A 21,338-nucleotide genomic window follows, 5' to 3' on the forward strand; every position below is an offset into this window, starting at 1 on the left:
TCAGACGAGCCCGGGGACGGCCACGTCGGCCGTCCTGACCTCGCCCGTCCGGCCGGCGAACATCTCCGCCATCCGCTCGACGCCCGGGAACACCGCGACGGTCATGAACAACGTCCGGCCGTCCGGGCCGCCGAGCGCGGCGGCGAAGCAGGCCCGGTCGAGCTCGATCCGGTCGGTCACCTCGCCGCCCTCGCGCACCCGTACGCAGGCGGACCCCTGTTCGTCGTCCACCTGGGTCCAGATCGCGCCCTCGGCGTCCATGCAGATGCCGTCGCCGCCGATGGGCGCCCACACCCGGCGGCCGGACAGCCCGCCGTCCGCGTCGATGTCGAACGCCGTCAGCCGCCGCGTCCAGGACTCGGCGACGATCAGCGTGGAGCCGTCCGGGGTCACCACCATCCCGTTGGGGAAGTACAGGTCCTCGGCGACCACCCGGGCCTCGCCGCCGGGGCCGACCAGGGCGATCACGCCGGGTGCGAAGTCGGCCCGGCCGAAGTCGAAGCCGACGCAGTTCACGTAGATCCGGCCGCGGCCGTCCACGACGACCTCGTTCGGCCCGGCCGGCAGCTCGCCCAGGTCGGCGTGGACGGACGTCGTGCCGTCCGGCTCCATGCGCAGCAGCTCGTGCTCGCCGGTCACCAGCAGGCGGCCGTCGGGCAGCCGGCCGAGGCAGAACCCGGCGGGTTTCGGGCCGCGGGCGACCACCTCGCGCTCGCCGTCCGGGGTGACGGCGACGATCTCCTGCACCCCCCAGTGGGAGAACCACAGCCTGCCCTCGTGCCAGCGCGGCGACTCGCCCACGCACAGCCCGGTCACCAATGTCTTCGTCTCGGTCATGTCGTCATGCCTCCTTCTGCCCTCTACACGAAGGGCGGGGGCCCGGATCGACATCGCCGGGAGGAAAAAGATCCGCGCCTGATCTACAGGGCGGCGCGGGCGCGCTCGGCCAGCGCGGCGCGGTCGATCCCCGCCAGGGCCAGCGCCCGCGGGACCGTGCCCACCTCGGCCTGCAGGACGCCGAGCAGCACGTGGACCGGCCGCAGGTCCTTCTTGCGATGGGTGGCGGCCAGCCGCTCGATCGCCAGCCTGACCGACGCCCCGAGCTGCGGCCGCCGCTCGGGGTCGGGCGTCGAACGCAGGTCGAAGGCCGCGGCCGACACCCCGGCCGCGGCGAGGCTGTGCTCGAACTCCCGCCGCAACGCCGCCCGCACCCCCGCCTGGTCGAGCCCGGCCTCGGCCAGGATCGCCCGCGCCGCGGTGTCCTGCGGCGCCGCCATGGCCAGCAGCACGTGGTGGGCCTCGATCGTGGGGGAGCTCTCCGCGCGCGCCTCGGCCTCCCCTCGGATCAGCACGTCGTGCAGGTAGCGGTCGAAAGCGCCGCTCATGCCCGCCTCCTCAGCTCGACCCCGGCCGCGATGAGCCGCTTGGCGTGCTTCTTGTGGACCGCCTGGCGGGTGACGCCGAGCGCCTCGGCCACCTGCGGCCAGCTCCAGCCCGCCCGCATCGCCTGCTCCACGGCGGCGTCCTCCAGCTGGTCGGCCAGGCGGCGCAGCGCGACCACGGCGGCGAGCGCGTCCGCGGGCTCCTTGACTGACATTCCAGCCACCCTAGGCGTCCGCACCGGGACAGGCAATTCAGGTTGCTTAAACGGGGGCCGATGCGTCACACCGGGAGCCACCGGGTAGGGCCAGGGATGTCATGAGCACGATCGAGAACGCCGGGGCCGCCGCCTACCGCATCCCCACCGACCAGCCGGAAGGCGACGGCACGCTGGCCTGGCGGTCCACCACCATGGTCGTCGTCACCCTGACCGCCGCGGGCGTCACCGGCACCGGCTGGACCTACGCCCCGGCCGCCGCCGCCTCGGTCGTCACCGAGCTGCTGGCCGGCGTCCTGACCGGCGCGGACGCCGCCGACATCCCCGCCCTGCACGCCGCGATGGTCCGGCAGGTGCGCAACGCGGGCCGTCCCGGCGTCGCCGGCTACGCCGTCTCGGCCGCCGACGTGGCGCTGTGGGACCTCAAGGCGCGCCTGCTCGGCCTGCCGCTGACCCGCCTGTTCGGCGCCGCCCGGCCCGAGGTCCCGCTGTACGGCTCGGGCGGCTTCACCACCTACGACGACGAGGCCACCACCGCCCAGCTCGCCCACTGGGTCCACGAGCGGGGCATCGGCCGCGTCAAGATCAAGATCGGCGAGTCGTCCGGCACCCGCCCCGACCGCGACCTGCACCGCGTGGCCCTGGCCCGCCGCGTCATCGGCGACCGGGCCGAGCTGTACGTCGACGCCAACGGCGGCTACACCGCCAAACAGGCCGTCCGCCTGGCTGCGCGCATGCGCGAGCACGACGTGACCTGGTTCGAGGAGCCCGTCTCCTCCGACGACCTGCCGGGCCTGCGGCTCGTCCGCGAGCGGGCCGCCCCCGACGTCACCGCCGGCGAGTACGGCTGCGACCCCGCCTACTTCACCCGCATGTGCCAGGCCCAGGCCGTCGACTGCCTCCAGGCCGACGCCACCCGCTGCGGCGGCTACACCGGCTGGTTCGCCGCCGCCGCGATCGCCGCGGGCCACAACCTGCAGGTGTCCGCCCACTGCGCGCCCAACCTGCACCTCCCGGCCGCCGCGAGCACCGCCAACCTGCGCCACGTCGAATGGTTCCACGACCACCAGCGCATCGAGGCCGAGCTGTTCGACGGCGCCGCCGACCCCTCCGGCGGCCTGGCCCGCCCCCGGCCCGACGCCCCCGGCCACGGGCTGGAGCTGCGCGCCGCCGCCGCCGAACCCCACCGCGTGGCCTGACGGAAGGAGCGGGCGCCGATGCGGATCGAGGACTACGCCCTGATCGGCGACATGCACACCGCCGCGCTCGTCGGCCGCGACGGCTCGATCGACTGGTTGTGCCTGCCCCGCTTCGACTCGCCCGCCTGCTTCGCCGCGCTGCTCGACGGCCCGTCCGCCGGACGCTGGCTGCTGGCCCCCGCCGGCGGCGGCCGGGCCACCTCCCGCGGTTACCGCGAGGGCACCCTCATCCTGGAGACCACCTGGGACGGCCCCGGCGGCAGCGTCCGGGTGGTGGACTTCATGCCGCCCCGCGGCGAGGCCCCCGACGTGGTGCGGATCGTCGAGGGCGTGCGCGGCCGGGTCGAGATGACCATGGAACTGGTGCTGCGCTTCGACTACGGCCACGACGTCCCCTGGCTGCGCTACGAGCCCGGCGTGCTGGCCGCGGTCGCCGGCGGCGACGCCACCTGGCTGCGCACCCCCGTCGAGCTGTGCCCGGACGCCGACCGGCACCGCACCACCGCCTCGTTCACGGTGGGGGAGGGGCAGCGGGTGCCGTTCGCGCTGACCTGGCAGCAGTCGTGGCTGCCGCGCCCGGAACCCGTCGACCCGCCCGAGGCCCTGGCCGACACCGAACGGCTGTGGCGCGAGTGGGCCCGCCGGTGCGGCTACCAGGGGGACTACGACGAGGCCGTCCGCACGAGCCTGCTCACCCTCAAGGCCCTCACCTACGCCCCCACCGGCGGGCTCGTCGCCGCCGCCACCACCTCGCTGCCCGAGCGGCTGGGCGGCCCGCGCAACTGGGACTACCGCTACTGCTGGCTGCGCGACGCCAGCTTCACCCTCCAGGCCATGATGACCGCCGGCTACGACGCCGAGGCGCGCGCCTGGCGCGAATGGCTGCTGCGGGCCGTCGCCGGGCACCCCGCCGACCTGCAGATCATGTACACCGTCGAGGGCGGCCGGCGCATCGCCGAATGGACCGCCGACTGGCTGTCGGGCTACGAGGGGTCCCAGCCGGTACGCGTCGGCAACGCCGCCTCCGGCCAGTTCCAGCTCGACGTCTACGGCGAGACCCTCGACTGCCTGCACCTGGCCCGCCGGTCCGGCCTGGCCATCGACGACGAGGCCTGGGACGTCCAGAACGCCCTGATGAACTACCTCGAAGGAATCTGGGACCGGCCCGACAACGGGCTGTGGGAGACCCGGGGGCCGCGCCGCCAGTTCGTGCACTCCAAGGTGCTGGCCTGGGTCGCGGCCGACCGCATGATCCAGGCCGTCGAGGCGTTCGGCCGCGACGGCCCGGTCGGCCGCTGGCGCGCCCTGCGCGAACGCATCCACCAGGACGTCTGCGCCCACGGCTACGACGCCGAACGCAACACCTTCACCCAGTACTACGGCTCGACCGGCCTGGACGCGGCCCTGCTGCTCATCCCGCGCCTCGGCTTCCTGCCGCCCGACGACCCGCGCGTCGTCGGCACCGTGGACGCGATCGCCCGCGACCTCGTCCACGACGGTCTCGTCCTGCGCTACCAGGCCGAGGACGAGGAGATCGACGGCCTGCCCGGCGGCGAGGGCACCTTCCTGGCCTGCTCCTTCTGGCTGGCCGACGCCCTGGCCGCGACCGGCCGCCGGCGCCGGGCCACCGAGCTGTTCGAACGGCTGCTCGGCCTGCGCAACGACGTCGGCCTGCTGTCGGAGGAGTACGACACCGTGCACCACCGGCAGGTCGGCAACTTCCCGCAGGCCTACAGCCACGTCTCGGTGATCAACAGCGCCACCGTGCTGTCGGGCAGGTTCAGGCCTGGGCGCCCTCGGCATCAAGCCGGGTGAAGGTGGCCCCGTGCAGCACGGCGCGGGCGCCGAGCACGTGCCCGTCGCACATCCTGGTCACCGTCCCGGCCTGGTCGGTCACCTTCCACCGGACCAGCTCCTGGCAGGGCCGGCCGGCCCGGTCCTGCGGCCAGGTGCGGTGGCAGACCCGGCACTCGGTGATGTTCGCCCGGTAGGACAGGGTGTTGCCGTGCTCGGGGCAGACGCCCCACGGCATGCCGCAGACCTGCTCGCGCTGCGCCCGCAGCCGGGCCAGGTCGCCGGCCGCCCGTTGCAGGTCCTCGCCGCCCCGGTCCAGCCAGTCGGCGGCGTGCCGCGCGGCCCGGAGCTGGTCGCCCTCGGGGGATCCGGCGGGCTCGGTGTCGCACAGCGAGCGCACCTCGGCGGCGAGGTCCTGAGCGCGGCGCGCGAGGTCGCGCAGCTGGGCTGGGGTGACAGTCATGAGGGCTCTCATCTCGTCAGGGCCGGGCGGCAACGGTGGGCGACGGTCACGCGACGGGAACGGCCGGCCGGCCGCTCCCGCCCTCCAGTCTCCTCAGCGCGGCGCGCTCGTGGCGCGCTCGCGGCCCACGAGTTCGCGCGCCTGACGGCCGGGGGCGTCAGGACGTGGGGACGCCGCTGTAGGCGGGCCCGAAGAACACCAGCGTCACCAGGTCCTCGGTGACGTCGTGGAAGCGGTGCTCCTCGCGGGCCGGGACGAACAGGGTGGTGCCGGGGCCGACCTCGATGGTGACGCCGCCCGAGGTGAAGGAGGCGCGCCCGCTGGTGACGACGTAGATCTCGTCCTCGGCGTGCGGCGACTGGCCGTCGACGGCGCCGGCCGGGATGGAGTACGTGCCGAAGCTGAGCGCGGGCACGCTCAGGTGCTCGGCGAAGTTGGCGGAACCGTCCGGGGCGGGCTCGAACCGGCCGCTGTCGATGATCTCCATGGCCCGTGATCCTCTCATGCCGGCGCGGGCGGGCCCGACGGCGGGAAGATGCTTGTGGCTTGCCCTAAATGTGGGTAAATGTCACGTCATGTGGCGTGGCTGGAGTGGCCGGTTGTCCGCGGCCGTCAAGCGTGAGCTGTCGTACGTGCGCGGGCAGGCCGCCGGGCTGGCCAAGCCGGGGTCGTACCAGCGGTTGCAGGCGTTGCAGATCGCCAAGGCGACGCTGGCGGCGGTGCTGGCCTGGCTGACGGCCAGCCGGCTGCTGGCGCTCGGCGCCACCTGGATCGCCCCCGCCACCGCGGTGATCATGGTGCACGCCACCGTGTACCGCACGCTCACCAACGGCCTGCGCCGGGTCGCCGCGGTCGGCGCCGGGGTCATCCTGGCCGGCAGCATCGGGCACCTGCTCGGCCTGGGCGTGCTCAGCCTGGTCCTGGTCGTGCCGCCCGCGCTGGTCGCCGCCCGCTGGCACCGCATGGGCAACCACGGCTCCGACGTCGCCACCACCGCCGTGCTGCTGCTCTCCTTCGCCGCCGCCTCCCAGGAGCGCTATCTGCTGGCGTACGTGCTGGCCACGGCCATCGGCGCGCTGAGCGGGGCGCTGGTCAACAGCGTGCTGTGGCCGCCGCTGTACCGCGACCGGCCCGACGCGGCCGTGCGCCGCCTGGCCCGCGAGACGGCCGCGCTGCTGACCTCCGTCGCCGAGGGCTTACGGGACGAGTGGAACCTCTCGGCGCTGCCCGACTGGGAACGCCAGGCCGTCCGGCTGGACGAGCACCTGGCCGACGCGGCCGCCGCCGTGGCCGACGGCGCCGAGAGCCGCCGTTACAACCTGCGTCACAGCCTCCACCCGGTCACGGCCGCCCAGGACCACGAACAGGTGCTGCGCCGGCTGACCACGCTGGCCGCGCACGTGCACACGATCGTGCACGCCCTGGCCCACCTGGAACACCACGACGGGCCCTCGACCGACGTCAGCCCCGACTACGCCCGCGACTACGCCGACCTCCTGGACGTGCTGGGCGACGCCCTGACCGCCACCGTACGGCGCGACCCGGACCTCGGAAGGGCCCGCACCCTGCTCGGCCGGGCGGAGGCGCAGGCGAGCCGCATCCACGACCAGATGACGACGGAGATCCAGAAGGGCGAGGTCGCCCACCCGGCCGGTTGGGCGCTGAGCGGCAGCCTGCTCACCGACGCCGAACGCATCCTGGCGGTCCTGACCGACATCCTGGCGGCCACGCCCGGCGGCCAGGACGACGACAACCGCCCCTCGCCCGCCACCCGCCCCTGACCCGTCCGACCGGCTTCCGTTTGCCCGGGGAGCCGTCGCGCGGCACACTCGGGAACCATGCCCATCAGGTCGTTCTCCGAGCCGGACGCGCCTGCGCACCTGCTGGCCCAGGTGCGCGACCTGCAACGGGAGGCCTGGCCCGGCCACGACTTCCCCGCGCCCGACGGCGGCGGCCCCGCCCACGACCCCGCCCTCGCCCCCCGCACCATGCTCCTCCTCGACGAGCGCGACGGGCGAGACGAGGGCGACGCGCGGGACGAGGGCGACGGGCGGGACGAGGGCACGGTCCTGGCCGCCCTGGACATCCTGTCCAAGACCCTCACCCATGCCGGCCATCGGTTCCGCGCCGCGGGCCTGAGCACCGTGGTGACCAGGAAGGCCGCCCGCGGCCGGGGGCACGGCCGCCGCCTGGTGGGCGCCGCGCGCGCGGCCATCGCCGACGCGGGCTTCGACGTCGCCCTGTTCACCTGCGACCGGCCGCTCCAGGGCTTCTACGAGAGCGCCGGCTGGTCGGCGATCCCCGGCGCGGTGCTGGTCGGCGGCACCCCGCAGGCGCCCTTCCCCAGCGACCTGCCCGGGTTCGACAAGGTCACGATGGGCGACTTCCCCTCGCCCCACGGCCGGGCGCACCGGCTGTCGTTCCACCACGCGCGCGTCGAGCTCCACCCCGGGGAGATCGACCGGCTCTGGTGAGCCCGCCTCAGGCGTCCTGACCTCGCCGGACCAGCGGCAGGAAGACCTCGTCCACGATCTCCACGAGGACGTCGTCGGGCGCGCTGGGCGCCCCTCGCACCACGAACTCGTTGCGCAGCAGCACGATGGCCACCGTGGCGACCCTCGGGCGCAGCGACTCGGGGGCGGCCTCGCCGCGGGCCACCGCCCGTTCGAGGACGGCCAGCCAGGGCGCGGCCACCGCGTCGTCCGACTGCTCCTGGAGCTGGGCCAGCAGCTCGGCGGCGCCGCCCGCGGCGGCGATCAGGTCGCGCAGGATCGCGCCGAACGGCGAGCTCCAGTAGCGGTTGGCCCGGCGCAGCAGCTCCAGGGCGTCGCCGCGCAGCTCGCCGGTGTCGGGCGGCGAGACCGTCGTGGCCAGCCGTTTGTAGGCGGCGACGCCGAGGGCCAGGCGGCCCGGCCAGCGGCGGTAGATGGCGTTCTTGTTGGTGCCGGCGCGGGCGGCGACCTTGTCCATGGTCAGCCCGGCGAAGCCCGACTCGGTGAGCTCGTCGGCCGCCGCGCTCAGGATCGCCTCCTCCAGCGCCACCCCGCGCCGCCGTGTCCGCCCGCCTGCCTCGGCCATCGCCACCCTCCTCGGTCTGAGGGTACCGACCGTACCTCATATAGGCTAAGGTACGGTCAGTACCGTAAAGCAGGAAGGAGCACCCATGCGTGCCAAAGGCATCAGCTACGACACCGGGTTCGTCGTCAACGGGACGATCGGCCACCCGGGGTTCGACCCCGACGTGGTGGCCCGCGAGATGCGCGTCATCCGGGACGACCTGCACTGCACCGCCGTCCGCGTCATGGGCGGCGACCCCGACCGCCTGGAGATCGCCGCCAGTCACGCCGCCGACCTCGGGCTGGAGGTCTGGTTCTCGCCCTATCCGCTGGAGCTGACCGAGGAGCAGATGCTGGCGCTGTTCGCCGACTGCGCCGAGCGCGCCGAACGGCTCAGGCGGCGCGGCGCCGAGGTGGTCTTCGTCACCGGCGCCGAGCTGTGCCTGATGAGCAAGGGCTTCCTGCCCGGGGACGACATCGACGAGCGGGTCGCCCTGCTGAGCCGTCCGGACCGGGTGCGCGAGCTGGTCGGCGGCGTGCGCACGCGGGTCAACGACTTCCTCGGGCGGGCGGTGGCCGTCGTGCGCGAGCGGTTCGGCGGCCGGGTGACCTACGCCTCCGTGCCGCTCGAAGGCGTCGACTGGACGCCGTTCGACCTCGTCTCCGTGGACCTCTACCGGTCGGCCGAGATCGTGGACGTGTTCGAGCAGGGCGTGCGCGGCCTCGTCGCGGAGGGCAGGCCGGTCGCGATCACCGAGTTCGGCTCGGCGACCTACCGCGGCGCGGGCGACCGGGGCGCGCTCGGCCTGGAGATCGTCGAGTACGCCCCGGGCACCCGCGAGCCCCTCCGGCTGACCGGCGAGCACGTCCGCGACGAGGAGGGGCAGGCCGCGTACGTGCGGGAGCTGCTGGAGCTCTTCGACGCCGCCGGCGTGGACAGCACCTTCGTGTTCACCTTCGCGCTGCGCGACCACCCGCACCGCCCCGACGGCGACCCCCGCGACGACCTGGACCTGGCCAGCTACGGCGTCGTCAAGGTCTACGAGGACCGCTCCGGCGCCGCCTACCCCGGCCTGCCCTGGGACCCCAAGGCCGCCTTCGCCGCCGTCGCCGGCCACTACGCGAGGCACTGACATGACGCTCCCTGCCACCACACTGGGCCGCACCGGCCTGCGCGTGAGCCGCCTCGGCTACGGCGCCATGGAGCTGCGCGGCCCCCGCGCCTGGGGCCCGCCGGTGTCCGACGACGCGGCCCGCGCCGTGCTGAACGAGGCCCTCGACGCCGGGGTGAACCTCATCGACACCGCGCCCGACTACGGCGACGCCGAGGAGCACATCGGCCGCTGGATCGGGCACCGCCGCGACGAGTTCGTCCTGGCGGGCAAGTGCGGCTGCCCCCTCGCCGACGGCGACCCCGCGCACGACTACACGAGGGCGAACGTGCGCGCGGCCGTCGAGCGGAGCCTGCGCCGGATGCGCACCGGCCATCTCGACGTCCTGATGGTGCACCTCAGCCCGAGCGTCTCGGTGATGGCGGCCGAGGACACCGTCGCCGGGATGCGGGAACTCCAGGACGAGGGCCTGATCCGCTTCACCGGCATGTCGGGGGAGCTGCCGCACCTCCCCGAGCACATCGCGACGGGCGCGTTCGACGTGTTCCTGCTGCCCTACTCGGCGCTCGACCGCTCCCACGAAGGGCTCGTCGGGGCCGCCGCGGCGAGCGGGGCGGGCACGATCGCCCGCGGGGCGGTGGCCCGCTCGCTCGCGCCGCCGCCGGAGGCCGTGCCGGAGCCGGTGCGCCGGCCGCTGGCGCAGCGCCACGCCAGGCTCGCCGCCGCCCGCCTGGAGGAGCTGGCGGACGGCGCGCCGGTGACCGAACTGCTGCTCCGGTTCATCCTCGGCCATCCGGAGCTGCACTCGGTGATCGTCGGCTCGGCCCGGCCGGAACACCTGCGGGCCAACGTTGCCGCCGCCCGCAAGGGCCCCCTGCCGCCCGACGTGGAGGCGGCCGTCCGCGCCCGCCTGGGCCCGGCGTAGGGGAGGCGGGTCACTGGTCGTCGAGGAAGGTGAGCACGGCCATGACCCGGCGGTGGCCGCCGTCCGAGACGGCCAGGCCGAGCTTGGCGAAGATGCTGCCGATGTGCTTGTGCACCGCGTTGTCGGTGATCGTCAGCCGCTCGCCGATCTCGGTGTTGCTCAGGCCCTGGGCCATCCAGGACAACACCTCCCGCTCCCGGCCGGTGAGGCTGTCCAAGCCGTGGCCCCGCCCGACCATGAGCTGGGCGATGACCTCGGGGTCCATGACCGTGCCGCCCGCGGCCACCCGGCGGACGTCCTCGACGAACTGGCTCACCCGGCTGACCCGGTCCTTCAGCAGGTAACCGACGCCGCCGGAGCCGTGCGCCAGCAGTTCGCGGGCGTAGATGCGCTCGACGTACTGGGACAGGACCAGGATGGGCAGGGCGGGGTCGGCGCGCCGGAGGGCGACGGCGGCCCTGATGCCCTCGTCGCGGAACGACGGCGGCAGCCGCACGTCGGCGATCACCAGGTCGGGCCGGTGCTCGGTGACGGCGTCCAGCAGGGCGCCGGCGTCCGGCACGACCGCGGCCACCTCGATGTCCTTGCTGGTCAGGAGCAGTTCCAGCCCCGTGGACAGCAGGACGTTGTCCTCGGCGATCACGACGCGCACGGCAGCTCCACGACAAGACGGGTGGGCCCTCCGGGAGGGCTGTCGATGGACAAGGTACCGTCGAGCGCGGCGGCCCTTCTGCGGATGCCGGTGACGCCGGTGCCGCGGCTCTCGTCCACGCCGCCCCTGCCGTCGTCGCAGACCTCGATGCGCAGCACGCGTCCGGACGCCAGCCGTACGGTGACGTGGCCGGCGCCGCTGTGCTTGGTGGCGTTCGTGACCGCCTCGGCCACGATGAAGTAGGCCGCCGTCTCGACCGCGGCGGGCACGGCGCCGAGGCCGCTCACGTCCGTCTCGACGGGCAGGCCGGCCTTGGCCGTCACGGCGGCCACCGCGCCGGCCAGCCCCCTGTCGGCCAGGACGGGCGGGTACATCGTCCGGATCACCTGCCGCAACTCGGTCATCGCCTCCTCGGTGCCCTCGTGCGCGTCCTTCAGCAGCCGGCCGACGGGCCCGCCGTCGTCGTCGAGCGCCTCGCGGGCCATGGCCAGCCGCATCGCGATGGCGACCAGCCGGGCCTGGGTGCCGTCGTGCAGGTCGCGCTCGATGCGGCGCAGCTCGGCGGCGTGCGCGTCGAGGACGTTCGACCTGCTCTCGGTCAGCTCGCCGACCCGCTCGGCCAGCCGGTCGGCCTCCGAGGGGGCGAGCGCGGCCAGGCAGGCGCGGGCGTGCAGCCGGGCCAGCCGCGGCAGCGCCCACCAGGCCAGCGGCGCGGCCAGCACGATTTGCGCGACGCCCATGCCGATCGCCTGCTCCCATCCGGTGACCGGCAGGGCCACCAGCAGCCGCAGCGGGTCGTCCGCGGGGAACAGCCACCACAGCGGGGCCTCCAGCACGGGGTTCACCAGCAGCCCGGCCACCCCGAGCGCGGCCAGCGCGGCGGGCAGGCCCACGACGACGTGCAGCGCCGTCCAGCGCAGGTCACGCCTGGCCCGCGTGCTCGTGAGGAGCTGCCGCCACTGGTCGCGCACCCCGGTCCGGGCGGGCGGCGCCGGACGCGCCGGCACGGCGACCCCCAGCACCGCGCCGGCCTGCACGCGCTGCCACTCGGTCCACCGGTGGAGCACCGCCATCATGCGCGGCACCAGGACCAGCCCCGCCCCGCCCACCGGGACGAGCGCGACGCCCACGGCCAGCAGCGCCAGCGAGACCATCGCCGCCAGGGCCGACGCGAACACGATCAAGTGATACCGAACGAACCGCCACAGAGCTTTCACGTCACGTCATGATCTTCCGGGCGGGTAGCTCCATGGCGAGGGACACAATCGTCATCACTGCCAGGATAGAGGCCGGGACCAGCCACAACGGCCCGGCAGGCAGCGGGCGGGCCAGGAAGCCCACGCTCAGCAGCACCAGCGGCACCGCCGACAGCACCAGCCCCGACAGTGACGCCCCGGCGCCCACGAGCAGCGCCTCCCAGCGCACCACGCGCCTGAGCTGACGCGGGGTCAGGCCGATCGCGCGCAGCCCGGAGAACTCCTCCCGGCGCGCGGTCGTCGTCGCCACCAGCCGGTTGGCGACCGACACCAGCACGTACCCCAGCAGCACGGCGAGCACGGCCACGTTCACCAGCGTCTGGGCCGAGGCCATGGCGGCCTGCGGTCCGGCGGCGTGGTCGTCGAAGCGCAGCCCGGGGCGGCTCACGAGGTCGCCGAAGTCGGCAGGACGGGCCAGCACCGCGCTGTCCAGGCCGGTCGTCGTGTGCGCGGCGGCCAGGTCGCGGGAGACCACGATCGGGCCGAACCCGAGGCCGCGCCGGTAGGTGGCGGCCACCCGAGTCCGCACCCGCGCGCCGTCGCCCATGATCACGTTGATGCTTCCGCCGACCCGGCCCAGGCCCTCCTCCACCGCGACGGCCGCGCCCTTGAGGCCGGACAGGCCGCCGTCGGCGAGGTCCAGGTCGACCAGGCCCTCGGCGTCCGGGCCGAGCGCCATGGCGGGCGTGGCCATCAGGGCGGGGCTGTCGCCGGTGAGCATCGGCTCGGTCACCACGGTCGTCATCGCCATGCCCGCCGCCTTCGTCCGCGAACGTACGTCGGCCAGCAGGTCGCGCGGGACGCCGCCGAGGTCAGGAGCGGTGATCGTGACGAGGCCGCGCAGGCCCAGGGCGACCTCGTCGGCGCGCGCCTTGGCCATCGTGGTCTGGCTGAGCACCACGCTGAGGCCGAGCGTGACCACCATGCCGAGGGCGGCCACGGCGCCGGCGGTGCGCAGCGCGTACCCGTGGGAGTTGTGCACCGCCAGCCACAGCGAGCCGGGCAGCCGCGTCATGAGCCGCGAACCGGCCACCGCCCCGGCCGCCCCCTGCACCAGCCGCGGACCGGCCAGCGCCAGGCCGATCACCGCGACGATCGACGCGATGCCCGGACCGATCATGCCCGCCTCGCCCCGCATGAACAGCGGCGTCACGGACAGCGCCAGCGCGCCGAGCATGAGCAGCAGCCCCGCCCGGGTCCGCCCCGGCGACGGCATGCGCGGCTCGGGCAGCCCGGAGACCACCGGCATGCGCGAGACCCGCAACGACCCCGCCCAGGCGGCCACCCGCGTGACGCCGAGCAGCAGCAGCGTCGCGGCCACGGCCGGCAGCGGCCCGTACACCAGCGGCTGGTCCGCGCGCACCAGCCCGATCCCGGCCAGCAACTCGCCGAAGCGGGCGGCCAGGAAGTAGCCGAGCGCGGCCCCGAACGGCACAGCGGGCAGCGCCGCCGCCGCGGCCTGGATGGTCACCAGCCTGCGCACCTGACGCGGCGTCGCGCCGGCCGCGCGCAGCAGGGCGAGGTCGCGGCGCTGCCGGTTGACCGACAGCGCCAGGCCGCCGCCCACCACGAACCCGACCACCAGCAGGCTGACCCCGCCGATCGAGGAGGGCAGGACCAGCAGCAGCCCGCGGCCGGCCGCCGCGCCCGGCGACTCCGCGTCGGCCCGGTCCAGGCCCGTGGCGTACGCGTAGCCGTCGCCCAGGCGGGCCTTCAGCCGGGCGGCCAGCGTCTCGGGGGAGACGCCGGGCTCCGCGCGGACCGCGACGAGGTCCACCGTCCGCGCCCGGCCCGCCGTCCTGGCGGCCAGGGCGGTGGCGACGGCGTCGGTGAAGTACACGCCGGGGGCGTCCACCACGGCGCTCACCCGGTAGGTGCCCGGCGTGCCGGCCGCCGTCAGCCGCAGCCGGTCGCCGACCCGCGCGCCGCTCACCGCGATCTCGTCGGCGGCGCGCGGCGCCCGTCCGGCGGTGATCCGGCCGCTCAGCGCCAGGGACGACCAGCCGTGCCCGGCGGTGGCCGGGTCGGCGGTCCGCCCGGCCGTCCCGGACCCGACGGCGGCGGGGAAGGCGACGTCACCGGCCACGGCCGCGACGCCCGGCACCCCGGACGCCGAGGCGACCAGCGAGCCGGGGATCCTGGCGCGTTCGGGCAGCGCGATGTCCGGCTCCTCCTTCAGCGGGATGCTCTGCCGGGCCGAGACGAGCACGTCCGCGCCCGACAGCCGCAGGGGCGGCTGCGCGCGGAAGGCCGAGTCCACCAGCACGCCGGTCCCGGTCACCAGCGCCATCCCGCCCAGCACCGCCGCGAACACCACGACCAGCCCGCCCGCCTTGGCGAGCGCAAGTGCGAGCCTGATCATGCGACCCGCTCCGCGCTCAGCCGCGCCAGCCGTACGGCCAGGTCCTCGGCGGTCGGGGCGGGCAGGATGTCAAGGACCCGCCCGTCGGCCATGAGCACGGTGTCGTGCGCGCGGGCCGCGGCGGCCGGGTCGTGGGTGACCATGACGACGGTCTGGCCCAGGTCGTCGACCAGCTCGCGCAGCAGGTCCAGCACGTGGGCGGCGCTGCGCAGGTCGAGGGCGCCGGTGGGCTCGTCGGCGAACACCACGTCGGGGCGCGCGGCCAGGGCCCGGACGATCGCCGCCCGCTGCTGCTGCCCGCCCGACAACTCCGTGGGCAGGTGCCGCATCCGGTCGCGCAGGCCCATCCGGTCGACCAGCTCGCCGAGCCAGGCCCGGTCCGGGCGCACCCCGGCCATCCGCAACGGCAACGTGACGTTGTCCTCGACGGTCACGGTGGGCAGCAGGTTGTAGGACTGGAACACGTAGCCCAGGTGCTTCCTGCGCCACTCCGTGCGCCGGGTCTCCGACATGCGGGTGACCTCGACGCCGCAGATGGTGATCTCGCCGGAGGTCGGCGGCTCCAGGGCCGCGGCGGCCTGCAGGAGGGTGCTCTTCCCCGAGCCCGACGGCCCCATCACGGCCACGAACCGGCCGCGCGGGAAGGCCAGCGAGACGTCGTCGAGGGCGACCACGTCACCGTAGGTCTTGCTCACGCGCTCCAGCGTGACGACCGCCTCCATGACGGGCCTCACGACCGCGCTCACGACCGGCCCCCGGCGAAGCGCAGGATCAGCAGCCCGGCGATGCCCGCCACGCCCACCACGCCCGACGCCAGCCCGACGGCGGTCAGATCGCCCCGCAGGACGATGTTGGTCGCCACGTTCACCGAGGCCCCGCCCACCGCCATGATCCACAGCAGGGGGCGCGACGCCGATCGCCGCGGCCGGGTCCGCGGGCTGTGCGCCGCCCGCTCATATGTGTCAATTCTGTACGGATCGCTCATGAGGACAACGCTATGGACGCAGGTCTCCGCGCTGAATCCCGCCAGCAACCGAAGTAACGGTACAGACTGCTGTAGTACGGACGACCACGGATCGGGAGGAAGACTTGGTGCAGCGGATCGGGGTCATCGGGGTGGGCGAGATCGGCCGGGCCATCGTGACGGGCCTGTGCGAGGGGCCCGGCGAGCGTCCCGAGGTGTTCCTCTCCCCGCGGGGCGCCCGCGCGGCGGCGGAGCTGTCGCAGCGCTACGCCGACGTGCACGTGTGCGCCTCCAACCAGGAGGTGGCGGACCGCGCCGAGCTGGTCGTCATCGCCGTGCGCCCGCCGGACCGGCACGACGCGCTGGCCGGCCTGCGGGTGGCCGACGACACGATCGTGGTCAACGTGATGGCCGGCGTCGCCGTCGAGGAGCTGCGCAAGCTCCTGGACACCGGCGCCACCCTGGTGCGCGCGATCCCGCTGCCCGCCGTCCGCGACCGCGACTCCGTCACGGTGACCTGGCCGTCCCACCCGGTGACCGACGCCCTGTTCGAACGGCTGGGCGGCGTGCTCGCGGCCGAGGACGAGGCCGCCTTCAACGTCTTCTCCGCGCTGACCGCCACGCTCACCACCCACCTGTCCTACCTGGCCACGCTCAGCGCGTGGGCCGCCGGGCACGGCGTGCCGCCCGAGGTGGCGGAGGGCTACGTCCGCGGCCTGTTCCAGGGGCTCGGGCGGGCCCTGGGCGACGAGAGCCGTTCGCTGGCGCGGCTCGCGGCCGACCACGAGACCCCGAACGGCAGCAACGAACGCGTCCGCACCACCTGGTTCACCCCGGCCAGCTCGCAGGCCCTCACCGGGACGCTCGACGACCTGCTCGACCGCCTCACCTGACCGCGGGCTCCCGGCCGGGCGGTCACCGGCAGTCCTTCTTCCCGGGCACGCAGAACCGCACCTCCGGGTAGCGCGCCGACGGCCCGTCCAGCAACGGCTGCGGCCTGCCGCGCAGGTGCAGGTCGAGGAAGGCCCGGACGTACGCGCGGACGATCTGCGTGGGCCGGGCCGCGTCAAGGGAGCCCGGCGTGCCCAGGCCGAGCGCTCGGGCCAGCAGCGGCACGTCGGTGAAGGACTGGTGGTCCGCGCCGGGCAGCGTCAGCCACCGCTTCCAGCCGGACAGCAGCTTCCAGTCGCGGTCCCAGGAGGTGTCGCGCCCGCCCGGCGGGTGGCCCGCCGACCCCAGGAACAGGAACGGCCGCGACAGCCCGCCCCTGGGGATGCGGGCGTACGTGGTGCCGTCCATGTCGAGGCCGGCGCGGATCCGGCGGTCCTTCAGCATGGCCTCCACCGCCGCGGCCCCGCCGATCGAGTGGCCCGCCATCGCGATCCGCTTCCGGTCGATCAGCCGCGCGCCCGGCCACGCCGGGTCCGGGCCGGTCAGCCGGTCGAGCACGAAGGAGACGTCGGCCGCCCGCGCCGCGGTCACCCTCGGCCCGAAACCGGGGTCGGTGTCGCTGTCGCAGGCCACGCACGTCGCGATCCGCCCGTCCGTGAAGGTCGTGGCGTAGTTCTCGTAGGCGTGGTCGACGCCGGCCACGACGTACCCGTGCGAGGCCAGGTCCTCGGCGAGGGCGGTCAGCGTGCCGCGCGGCAGCGTGAAGCCAGGGGAGAGCACCACCAGGGGCAGGCCGCCCGCCCGTCCGGCGGGCTCGGCGCCGGTGCGGGCGTTGGTCCGCACCTTGCTGAGCACGTCGGAGGGTGCACTGGTCACCCGCTTGCCCTTCAGCGTCAGCTCGGACTCCTTGGCCGACATGTAGGGCGCGGGGGTGCCCGTCCGCGTCCGTGCCGGGTACCACAGGGTGACCATCAGCTCCCTGGCCTTCGCCTCGGGCGCCCACGGGTCGGCGCGGGAGGCGTCCTTCAGGTACAGGACGGTGGCGCCGACCGGCCGGTCGCCGGTCGGCGGGGGCAGCGCCGGGGGAGCGGCGGGCGTGGCGGGCGTGGCGGTCGTGGCCGAGGGGCGGGCGGCGGCGGCCCTCGGCGGTGCGGGCGCGGCGCACGCCGACAGCAGGCACGACACGGTCAGGAGGGTCGACACGGCGCGGGTGATCGGCTTCGGTACGACGGCATGGCTCATGAGATGGTCCGTCCTCGTCGGCACGGGAATCGTCAGGGGTGCAGCAGGTTCAGCGCCGCGGCCAGGGCGGGGTCGCGCCCGGCGGCGGCGTCGCGCGGGGTCAGCGGCACGTGCACGTCGGGCGGCACGCCGACCCGGTCGATCACCTCGCGTCCCGGCGCCAGGTGATGCCTGGACGGGAACGCGAGAACGGTGTTGTCGCCCAGCGCGTACGGCTGCGCCGGCCCCGACACCGCCCCGGCCGTCCGCGTCCCGACCAGCCGGCCGAGCCGCAGGTCCTTGACGGCGGCGCTGAAGTGCTCGCACGCCGAGGCGCACCCCCGGTCGGTCAGCACCACCAGCGGCAGCCCGACCAGCGGGACGGTGTCGTCGGTCCGCATGGTCTCGCACGAGCCGTCCGCGGCGCACTGGTAGGCGGTCACCGCGCCGTGCGCGAAGCCGCCCAGCAGCCGGTTCACCTCCTCGGGGCTGCCGCCGCCGTTGCCGCGCAGGTCCAGCACGACCCCGGCGAGCGTCCTGCCGGTCCGCAGCCGGGCGATCGCCCGCAGCACCCGGTCGGCGGAGTCGGGCGCGAAGCCGCTCATCCGCACGTGGGCGACGTCCCCGGCGAGCAGGCCGGCCGCCACGACCGGCAGGGTGTCCGGATCGGGCTGGAACAGGCGGGGCTTCAGCGTCACGGTGCGGCGGCGGCCGGTGTCGGGACGCAGCAGCCGCAGCCGGACCGGGGCGGCCTGCGGGTAGCGCGGGTGGAGCGCGGCGACGACGGCCGGGGTGACCTGCGTGCCGACGAAGGGCGCCGAGCCGTCGACCGACTCGACGACGTCGCCGGGGCGCACTCCGGCGGCCCGCGCCGGTCCGCCGGGCACGGCGGTCACGAACAGCGGCGGCAGCGCCGTCCCGGGGGCGTCGGCCGGGCGGGCGCTGGCCCTGAGGCCCAGGCCGTACTGGTCGCCGTCGTAGGCGCCGGGCGGGCGTGGTGTGCCGTGCTCCCAGCGGGCGTGGTCGTCGCCGAGCGCGGCCACGATCGCCTCCAGCGTGGCGGCGGCCAGCCGGGCGCGCAGGGCGTCGTCGCGCGGCAGCCGGTCGATGACCCGCCGGTAGGCCGCCTCGAACGCGGCCCAGTCGGCCGTCCTGTCGCCGGTCAGCGCCGGCATCGCGGCCTCGGGCAGGTCGTGGCCGGCCCGGTTGAGTTCCCGGACGAAGGCGGCGAACCCGGCGGTGAGCAGCGTCCGGCCGTCCAGGGTGGCGGCGCCGTAGTAGCGGGCGAAAATGCACTGGTACGCCTGCTGCACCACGTCGATCGTCGTCGGTTGTTCCGCGCCGGGGGGAGCGCCGCCCTGCGGCGGCGCGCACACGGCCGGGGCGGCCGCGGACGCGCCGCCGGGCCGGGCGCGCGGCGGCGTCTGCGCGGCGCAGGCCGTCGCCAGGACCAGGACGAGCCCCGCCGCCAGCGTCCCGCCCCTCATGACAGCCTCCTTCTGAGCCGGTCGAAGCAGAACGCCGTCAGGCCGAGGGCGAGCAGGGCGTAGAGCCCGGTCTCGATCCACTGGAACGGCCAGAAGCGCTCGAAGGGCTGGTACACCGCCCGCTGCCGGTACCCCAGCCGGTTGACCTCGGCCAGGCACGCGCTCATGGCGCCCTCGCCCTGTTCCCGCATCGCGGACGTCCCGCAGGGCCCCGAGGTCAGGGACACCGGGACGAGGACCCCGGCGCCCTCGTCGCCGATCACGCGCCCGGAGCCGTCCACGAGCTCGCCGGACAGCACCCACGCCCCCGGACGGCCGGGGATCGCCGGGGCCAGCATCACGTGCGCGCCGGGGCCGCCGCCGCCGCCCGGCACGAGGAAGTCGTCGACGTTGTCGCGGCCGAGCTCGAACGACGCGCTGACCGGCGGCAGCAGGTGGGGCCTGACCAGCAGCGGCACGGCGATCTGGAGCGCGGCGAAGACGGCCAGCGTGATCGCCATCGCCGGCAGCGTACGGCGGACCAGCATGCCGACGGTCACGCCCAGGACGAACGCGAAGGCCGCGTACCCCATCGGGACGACCCCGCGCGCCCCGAACACCAGCGGGTCCATCAGCCCGAACCCCGGCGCGGCCGACCTGTCCAGCGGGCCGGACCACCAGGTCACCACGAGGCTGCACAGCCCGGCGGCGGCCACCGCGGCCAGCCCGACGAGCCCGAGCTTGACGGCCAGCCACCGGCTGCGGGTGATGCTCTGGTTCCACACCAGCAGGTGGGTGCCGCTCTCCAGCTCGCGGGTGATCAGCGGCGCCCCCCAGAAGAGCCCGACCAGGGCCGGCAGGACCAGCACGACGAGCGTGACGGCCAGGAAGGAGGTCTGGTGCTCGTCGAAGAACCGGTCGAAGAAGCGCCCGCAGTCGCCGTTCGCGGCGCAGTCGGCGATGCCGGCGGAGTAGTCGCCGGCCAGCTCTGGCCCGGTCACGGCCAGGACGGCGGCGAGCACGGCGAGCGCCCCGGCCGTCATCGCGGCGGCGGCGCGGAACTGGCGCCAGGTCAGCCAGATCATCGCTGGACCTCCAGGGCGAGCGGACGGGCGGCGGCCGGCCGCTCCATGTAGGCCAGCACCAGGTCCTCCAGGCTGAGCGGGGTGACCGTCCAGGCGGGGTCGTGGATCGGCGCGTCCGTGCGGACGATCAGAGTGCTCTGCCGGTCGGTGTGGCGCGCGGAGACCACGTGCTGCTCCGCGGGCAGCCGGCCGGGGTCGCGGCGCGGCCCGGTGAGCCGGTGGTGGGTGGCCAGCAGCTCCTCGACCTCGCCGGCGACGCGCACCCGCGAGTCGACCAGCACGACCACGTAGTCGCAGGTGCGTTCGAGGTCGGCGACCAGGTGGGAGGAGAGCACCACGCTCAGCTCCTGCTCGGCGACGGCCTCCATCAGGCCCTGGAGGAACTCCCGGCGGGCCAGCGGGTCGAGCGCGGCGACCGGCTCGTCCAGGAGCAGCAGCTCGGGCCGCTTGGCCAGGCCCATGGTGAGCGCGAGCTGGGCGCGCTGGCCGCCCGACAACCTGCCCGCCCGCTGCCCGGGGTCGAGCCCCAGCCGCCGGACGCGGTCATCGGCGAGCGCGGCGTCCCAGCCGGGGTTGAGCCGCGCGCCGAGGCGTAAGTGGTCGGCCACGCTCAGCCCGGCGTAGACCGGGGCGTCCTGGGCGACGAACCCGATCCTGGCCTGCTGGCCCGGCGCGTCCGGCGGGTTCCCGCCGAGCACCGTGATGCTGCCCTCGGACGGCCTGAGCTGACCGCCGGCCAGCTTCAGCAGCGTGGTCTTGCCGACCCCGTTGGGGCCGACCAGCCCGACGACGTGACCGGCCGGCACGTCGAGCGCGCAGTCGCGCAGGGCCCAGCGCCTGCCGTACCTCCTGCCCAGCCCCTGGGCGGTCAGGACGCCGCTCATGCCGTGTCCCGCCGCGCCGCGGCCCGGAAGGTGCTCATGAACAGCGCCTCGATGCTCTCGTCGTCCAGCCCGGCCAGGCGGGCCTTGGCCAGCCAGCGGCGCAGGTCCTGGCGGAGCGGCCCGTGCGCGGCCAGGGAGGCGTCGGCCAGCGTCCTGGTGACGAACGTGCCGACCCCCGGCCGGGCCGCCGCCAGCCCCTCGTGCTCCAGCTCGCGGTAGGCCTTCAGCACGGTGTTGGGATTGATCGCCAGCGCGGCGACGACCTCCTTGACCGTGGGCAGCCGGTCGCCCTCGCGCAGCAGGCCCAGGCGCAGCGCGTGCCGCACCTGCTGGACCAGCTGCAGGTACGGCGACACGCCGGACCGGGCGTCCAGATAGAAGTCGATCACCCTTCCTCCATTTATCTAGGCT

Annotated in this window: 23 protein-coding genes; 7 read left to right on the forward strand and 16 right to left on the reverse strand. The window is 75.2% G+C overall.

From position 1 onward, the window contains the following. From ACWEJ6_RS40215 to ACWEJ6_RS40225, 3 genes are all read right to left on the reverse strand, one after another. The gene (locus tag ACWEJ6_RS40215; RefSeq protein ID WP_452430762.1) at positions 1-837 is read right to left on the reverse strand and encodes an SMP-30/gluconolactonase/LRE family protein; all 837 of its coding nucleotides are present in this window, start codon (positions 835-837) and stop codon (positions 1-3) included. Positions 838-920: 83 nt separating this feature from the next. After that, positions 921-1,385 (reverse strand): Clp protease N-terminal domain-containing protein, encoded by a 465-nt coding sequence (locus ACWEJ6_RS40220; RefSeq protein WP_387682204.1) that lies wholly within the window; start codon positions 1,383-1,385, stop codon positions 921-923. Then, positions 1,382-1,597, reverse strand: a complete 216-nt coding sequence (locus ACWEJ6_RS40225; protein WP_352324434.1) for a hypothetical protein — start codon at positions 1,595-1,597, stop codon at positions 1,382-1,384. Before ACWEJ6_RS40225 ends, ACWEJ6_RS40220 begins: the two co-directional genes overlap by 4 nt. Positions 1,598-1,698: 101 nt before the next feature. Between ACWEJ6_RS40225 and ACWEJ6_RS40230 the strand changes: the two genes are divergently transcribed. Beyond that, a complete protein-coding gene (locus ACWEJ6_RS40230; RefSeq protein ID WP_449917221.1) occupies positions 1,699-2,796 on the forward strand; it encodes an enolase C-terminal domain-like protein in 1,098 nt (365 codons plus the stop codon). Positions 2,797-2,814: 18 nt separating this feature from the next. After that, positions 2,815-4,611, forward strand: a complete 1,797-nt coding sequence (locus ACWEJ6_RS40235; RefSeq protein WP_452430766.1) for a glycoside hydrolase family 15 protein — start codon at positions 2,815-2,817, stop codon at positions 4,609-4,611. On the opposite strand, the gene ACWEJ6_RS40240 is transcribed toward ACWEJ6_RS40235, so the two are convergent. Both ACWEJ6_RS40240 and ACWEJ6_RS40245 read right to left on the reverse strand, forming a co-directional pair. Further along, positions 4,577-5,053, reverse strand: coding sequence for a hypothetical protein (locus tag ACWEJ6_RS40240; protein ID WP_352363651.1), 477 nt, complete (start codon positions 5,051-5,053; stop codon positions 4,577-4,579). The genes ACWEJ6_RS40235 and ACWEJ6_RS40240 overlap by 35 nt on opposite strands. A gap of 157 nt (positions 5,054-5,210) precedes the next feature. Continuing rightward, positions 5,211-5,540 carry a cupin domain-containing protein gene (locus tag ACWEJ6_RS40245; RefSeq protein ID WP_357981041.1) on the reverse strand — a complete coding sequence of 110 codons (330 nt, stop codon included), beginning with the start codon at positions 5,538-5,540 and terminating at the stop codon, positions 5,211-5,213. A gap of 112 nt (positions 5,541-5,652) precedes the next feature. Between ACWEJ6_RS40245 and ACWEJ6_RS40250 the strand changes: the two genes are divergently transcribed. Next, positions 5,653-6,834, forward strand: coding sequence for an FUSC family protein (locus ACWEJ6_RS40250; protein ID WP_387682192.1), 1,182 nt, complete (start codon positions 5,653-5,655; stop codon positions 6,832-6,834). 57 nt (positions 6,835-6,891) lie between these two features. Beyond that, positions 6,892-7,527, forward strand: coding sequence for a GNAT family N-acetyltransferase (locus ACWEJ6_RS40255; protein WP_452430769.1), 636 nt, complete (start codon positions 6,892-6,894; stop codon positions 7,525-7,527). Positions 7,528-7,534: 7 nt separating this feature from the next. Here ACWEJ6_RS40255 and ACWEJ6_RS40260 read toward each other — a convergent pair whose 3' ends face one another. Beyond that, on the reverse strand, positions 7,535-8,131 hold the full coding sequence (locus tag ACWEJ6_RS40260) for a TetR/AcrR family transcriptional regulator (RefSeq protein ID WP_452430771.1): 597 nt from the start codon (positions 8,129-8,131) through the stop codon (positions 7,535-7,537). Positions 8,132-8,216: 85 nt separating this feature from the next. On the opposite strand from ACWEJ6_RS40260, the gene ACWEJ6_RS40265 reads away from it, so the two are divergent. Both ACWEJ6_RS40265 and ACWEJ6_RS40270 read left to right on the forward strand, forming a co-directional pair. Then, a complete protein-coding gene (locus tag ACWEJ6_RS40265; RefSeq protein ID WP_452430773.1) occupies positions 8,217-9,242 on the forward strand; it encodes a hypothetical protein in 1,026 nt (341 codons plus the stop codon). 1 nt (position 9,243) lies between these two features. Continuing rightward, a complete protein-coding gene (locus ACWEJ6_RS40270) occupies positions 9,244-10,146 on the forward strand; it encodes an aldo/keto reductase (RefSeq protein WP_452430775.1) in 903 nt (300 codons plus the stop codon). Between the two features lie 10 nt (positions 10,147-10,156). On the opposite strand, the gene ACWEJ6_RS40275 is transcribed toward ACWEJ6_RS40270, so the two are convergent. Genes ACWEJ6_RS40275 through ACWEJ6_RS40295 form a run of 5 tightly spaced genes read right to left on the reverse strand, consistent with a single transcriptional unit; the run spans position 10,157 to position 15,401 of the window. After that, on the reverse strand, positions 10,157-10,798 hold the full coding sequence (locus tag ACWEJ6_RS40275; protein ID WP_387682178.1) for a response regulator transcription factor: 642 nt from the start codon (positions 10,796-10,798) through the stop codon (positions 10,157-10,159). Continuing rightward, entirely contained in the window at positions 10,786-11,976 is a 1,191-nt protein-coding gene (locus ACWEJ6_RS40280; protein WP_452430778.1) for a histidine kinase, read from the reverse strand. Before ACWEJ6_RS40280 ends, ACWEJ6_RS40275 begins: the two co-directional genes overlap by 13 nt. 40 nt (positions 11,977-12,016) lie before the next feature. After that, a complete protein-coding gene (locus ACWEJ6_RS40285) occupies positions 12,017-14,416 on the reverse strand; it encodes an FtsX-like permease family protein (protein WP_452430781.1) in 2,400 nt (799 codons plus the stop codon). Then, positions 14,413-15,138: an ABC transporter ATP-binding protein gene (locus ACWEJ6_RS40290; protein ID WP_387682416.1), complete on the reverse strand. Its 726-nt coding sequence runs from the start codon at positions 15,136-15,138 to the stop codon at positions 14,413-14,415. The genes ACWEJ6_RS40285 and ACWEJ6_RS40290 overlap by 4 nt, the downstream gene beginning before the upstream one ends. Positions 15,139-15,158: 20 nt before the next feature. Next, a complete protein-coding gene (locus tag ACWEJ6_RS40295; RefSeq protein ID WP_387682169.1) occupies positions 15,159-15,401 on the reverse strand; it encodes a hypothetical protein in 243 nt (80 codons plus the stop codon). Positions 15,402-15,508: 107 nt separating this feature from the next. Here ACWEJ6_RS40295 and ACWEJ6_RS40300 point away from each other — a divergent pair, with 107 nt between their 5' ends. Continuing rightward, a complete protein-coding gene (locus ACWEJ6_RS40300) occupies positions 15,509-16,273 on the forward strand; it encodes an NAD(P)-binding domain-containing protein (protein ID WP_387682167.1) in 765 nt (254 codons plus the stop codon). Positions 16,274-16,295: 22 nt separating this feature from the next. On the opposite strand, the gene ACWEJ6_RS40305 is transcribed toward ACWEJ6_RS40300, so the two are convergent. From ACWEJ6_RS40305 to ACWEJ6_RS40325, 5 genes are read right to left on the reverse strand one after another with little or no spacing between them, the layout of a single operon-like run. Then, positions 16,296-17,513, reverse strand: coding sequence for an alpha/beta hydrolase family protein (locus tag ACWEJ6_RS40305; protein WP_452430784.1), 1,218 nt, complete (start codon positions 17,511-17,513; stop codon positions 16,296-16,298). 32 nt (positions 17,514-17,545) lie between these two features. Continuing rightward, complete coding sequence (locus tag ACWEJ6_RS40310; RefSeq protein ID WP_452430786.1) at positions 17,546-18,979, reverse strand: S41 family peptidase; 1,434 nt, start codon at positions 18,977-18,979, stop codon at positions 17,546-17,548. Beyond that, positions 18,976-20,043, reverse strand: coding sequence for an ABC transporter permease (locus ACWEJ6_RS40315; RefSeq protein ID WP_452430788.1), 1,068 nt, complete (start codon positions 20,041-20,043; stop codon positions 18,976-18,978). Before ACWEJ6_RS40315 ends, ACWEJ6_RS40310 begins: the two co-directional genes overlap by 4 nt. Continuing rightward, positions 20,040-20,927 carry an ABC transporter ATP-binding protein gene (locus ACWEJ6_RS40320; RefSeq protein WP_452430790.1) on the reverse strand — a complete coding sequence of 296 codons (888 nt, stop codon included), beginning with the start codon at positions 20,925-20,927 and terminating at the stop codon, positions 20,040-20,042. Before ACWEJ6_RS40320 ends, ACWEJ6_RS40315 begins: the two co-directional genes overlap by 4 nt. Then, a complete protein-coding gene (locus ACWEJ6_RS40325) occupies positions 20,924-21,316 on the reverse strand; it encodes a GntR family transcriptional regulator (protein WP_358297403.1) in 393 nt (130 codons plus the stop codon). The genes ACWEJ6_RS40320 and ACWEJ6_RS40325 overlap by 4 nt, the downstream gene beginning before the upstream one ends. Between the last annotated feature and the right edge of the window lie 22 nt (positions 21,317-21,338).

The sequence above is a fragment of the Nonomuraea sp. NPDC004702 genome (genome assembly GCF_053601695.1).

What these genes read in the sequence shown, in the direction of transcription:
- ACWEJ6_RS40215 (WP_452430762.1), bottom strand. Translation starts at nt 837, where the DNA reads ATGACCGAGACGAAGACATTGGTGACCGGGCTGTGCGTGGGCGAGTCG.
- ACWEJ6_RS40220 (WP_387682204.1), bottom strand. Translation starts at nt 1,385, where the DNA reads ATGAGCGGCGCTTTCGACCGCTACCTGCACGACGTGCTGATCCGAGGG.
- ACWEJ6_RS40225 (WP_352324434.1), bottom strand. Translation starts at nt 1,597, where the DNA reads ATGTCAGTCAAGGAGCCCGCGGACGCGCTCGCCGCCGTGGTCGCGCTG.
- ACWEJ6_RS40230 (WP_449917221.1), top strand. Translation starts at nt 1,699, where the DNA reads ATGAGCACGATCGAGAACGCCGGGGCCGCCGCCTACCGCATCCCCACC.
- ACWEJ6_RS40235 (WP_452430766.1), top strand. Translation starts at nt 2,815, where the DNA reads ATGCGGATCGAGGACTACGCCCTGATCGGCGACATGCACACCGCCGCG.
- ACWEJ6_RS40240 (WP_352363651.1), bottom strand. Translation starts at nt 5,053, where the DNA reads ATGACTGTCACCCCAGCCCAGCTGCGCGACCTCGCGCGCCGCGCTCAG.
- ACWEJ6_RS40245 (WP_357981041.1), bottom strand. Translation starts at nt 5,540, where the DNA reads ATGGAGATCATCGACAGCGGCCGGTTCGAGCCCGCCCCGGACGGTTCC.
- ACWEJ6_RS40255 (WP_452430769.1), top strand. Translation starts at nt 6,892, where the DNA reads ATGCCCATCAGGTCGTTCTCCGAGCCGGACGCGCCTGCGCACCTGCTG.
- ACWEJ6_RS40260 (WP_452430771.1), bottom strand. Translation starts at nt 8,131, where the DNA reads ATGGCCGAGGCAGGCGGGCGGACACGGCGGCGCGGGGTGGCGCTGGAG.
- ACWEJ6_RS40265 (WP_452430773.1), top strand. Translation starts at nt 8,217, where the DNA reads ATGCGTGCCAAAGGCATCAGCTACGACACCGGGTTCGTCGTCAACGGG.
- ACWEJ6_RS40270 (WP_452430775.1), top strand. Translation starts at nt 9,244, where the DNA reads ATGACGCTCCCTGCCACCACACTGGGCCGCACCGGCCTGCGCGTGAGC.
- ACWEJ6_RS40285 (WP_452430781.1), bottom strand. Translation starts at nt 14,416, where the DNA reads ATGATCAGGCTCGCACTTGCGCTCGCCAAGGCGGGCGGGCTGGTCGTG.
- ACWEJ6_RS40290 (WP_387682416.1), bottom strand. Translation starts at nt 15,138, where the DNA reads ATGGAGGCGGTCGTCACGCTGGAGCGCGTGAGCAAGACCTACGGTGAC.
- ACWEJ6_RS40295 (WP_387682169.1), bottom strand. Translation starts at nt 15,401, where the DNA reads ATGAGCGATCCGTACAGAATTGACACATATGAGCGGGCGGCGCACAGC.
- ACWEJ6_RS40305 (WP_452430784.1), bottom strand. Translation starts at nt 17,513, where the DNA reads ATGAGCCATGCCGTCGTACCGAAGCCGATCACCCGCGCCGTGTCGACC.
- ACWEJ6_RS40310 (WP_452430786.1), bottom strand. Translation starts at nt 18,979, where the DNA reads ATGAGGGGCGGGACGCTGGCGGCGGGGCTCGTCCTGGTCCTGGCGACG.
- ACWEJ6_RS40315 (WP_452430788.1), bottom strand. Translation starts at nt 20,043, where the DNA reads ATGATCTGGCTGACCTGGCGCCAGTTCCGCGCCGCCGCCGCGATGACG.
- ACWEJ6_RS40320 (WP_452430790.1), bottom strand. Translation starts at nt 20,927, where the DNA reads ATGAGCGGCGTCCTGACCGCCCAGGGGCTGGGCAGGAGGTACGGCAGG.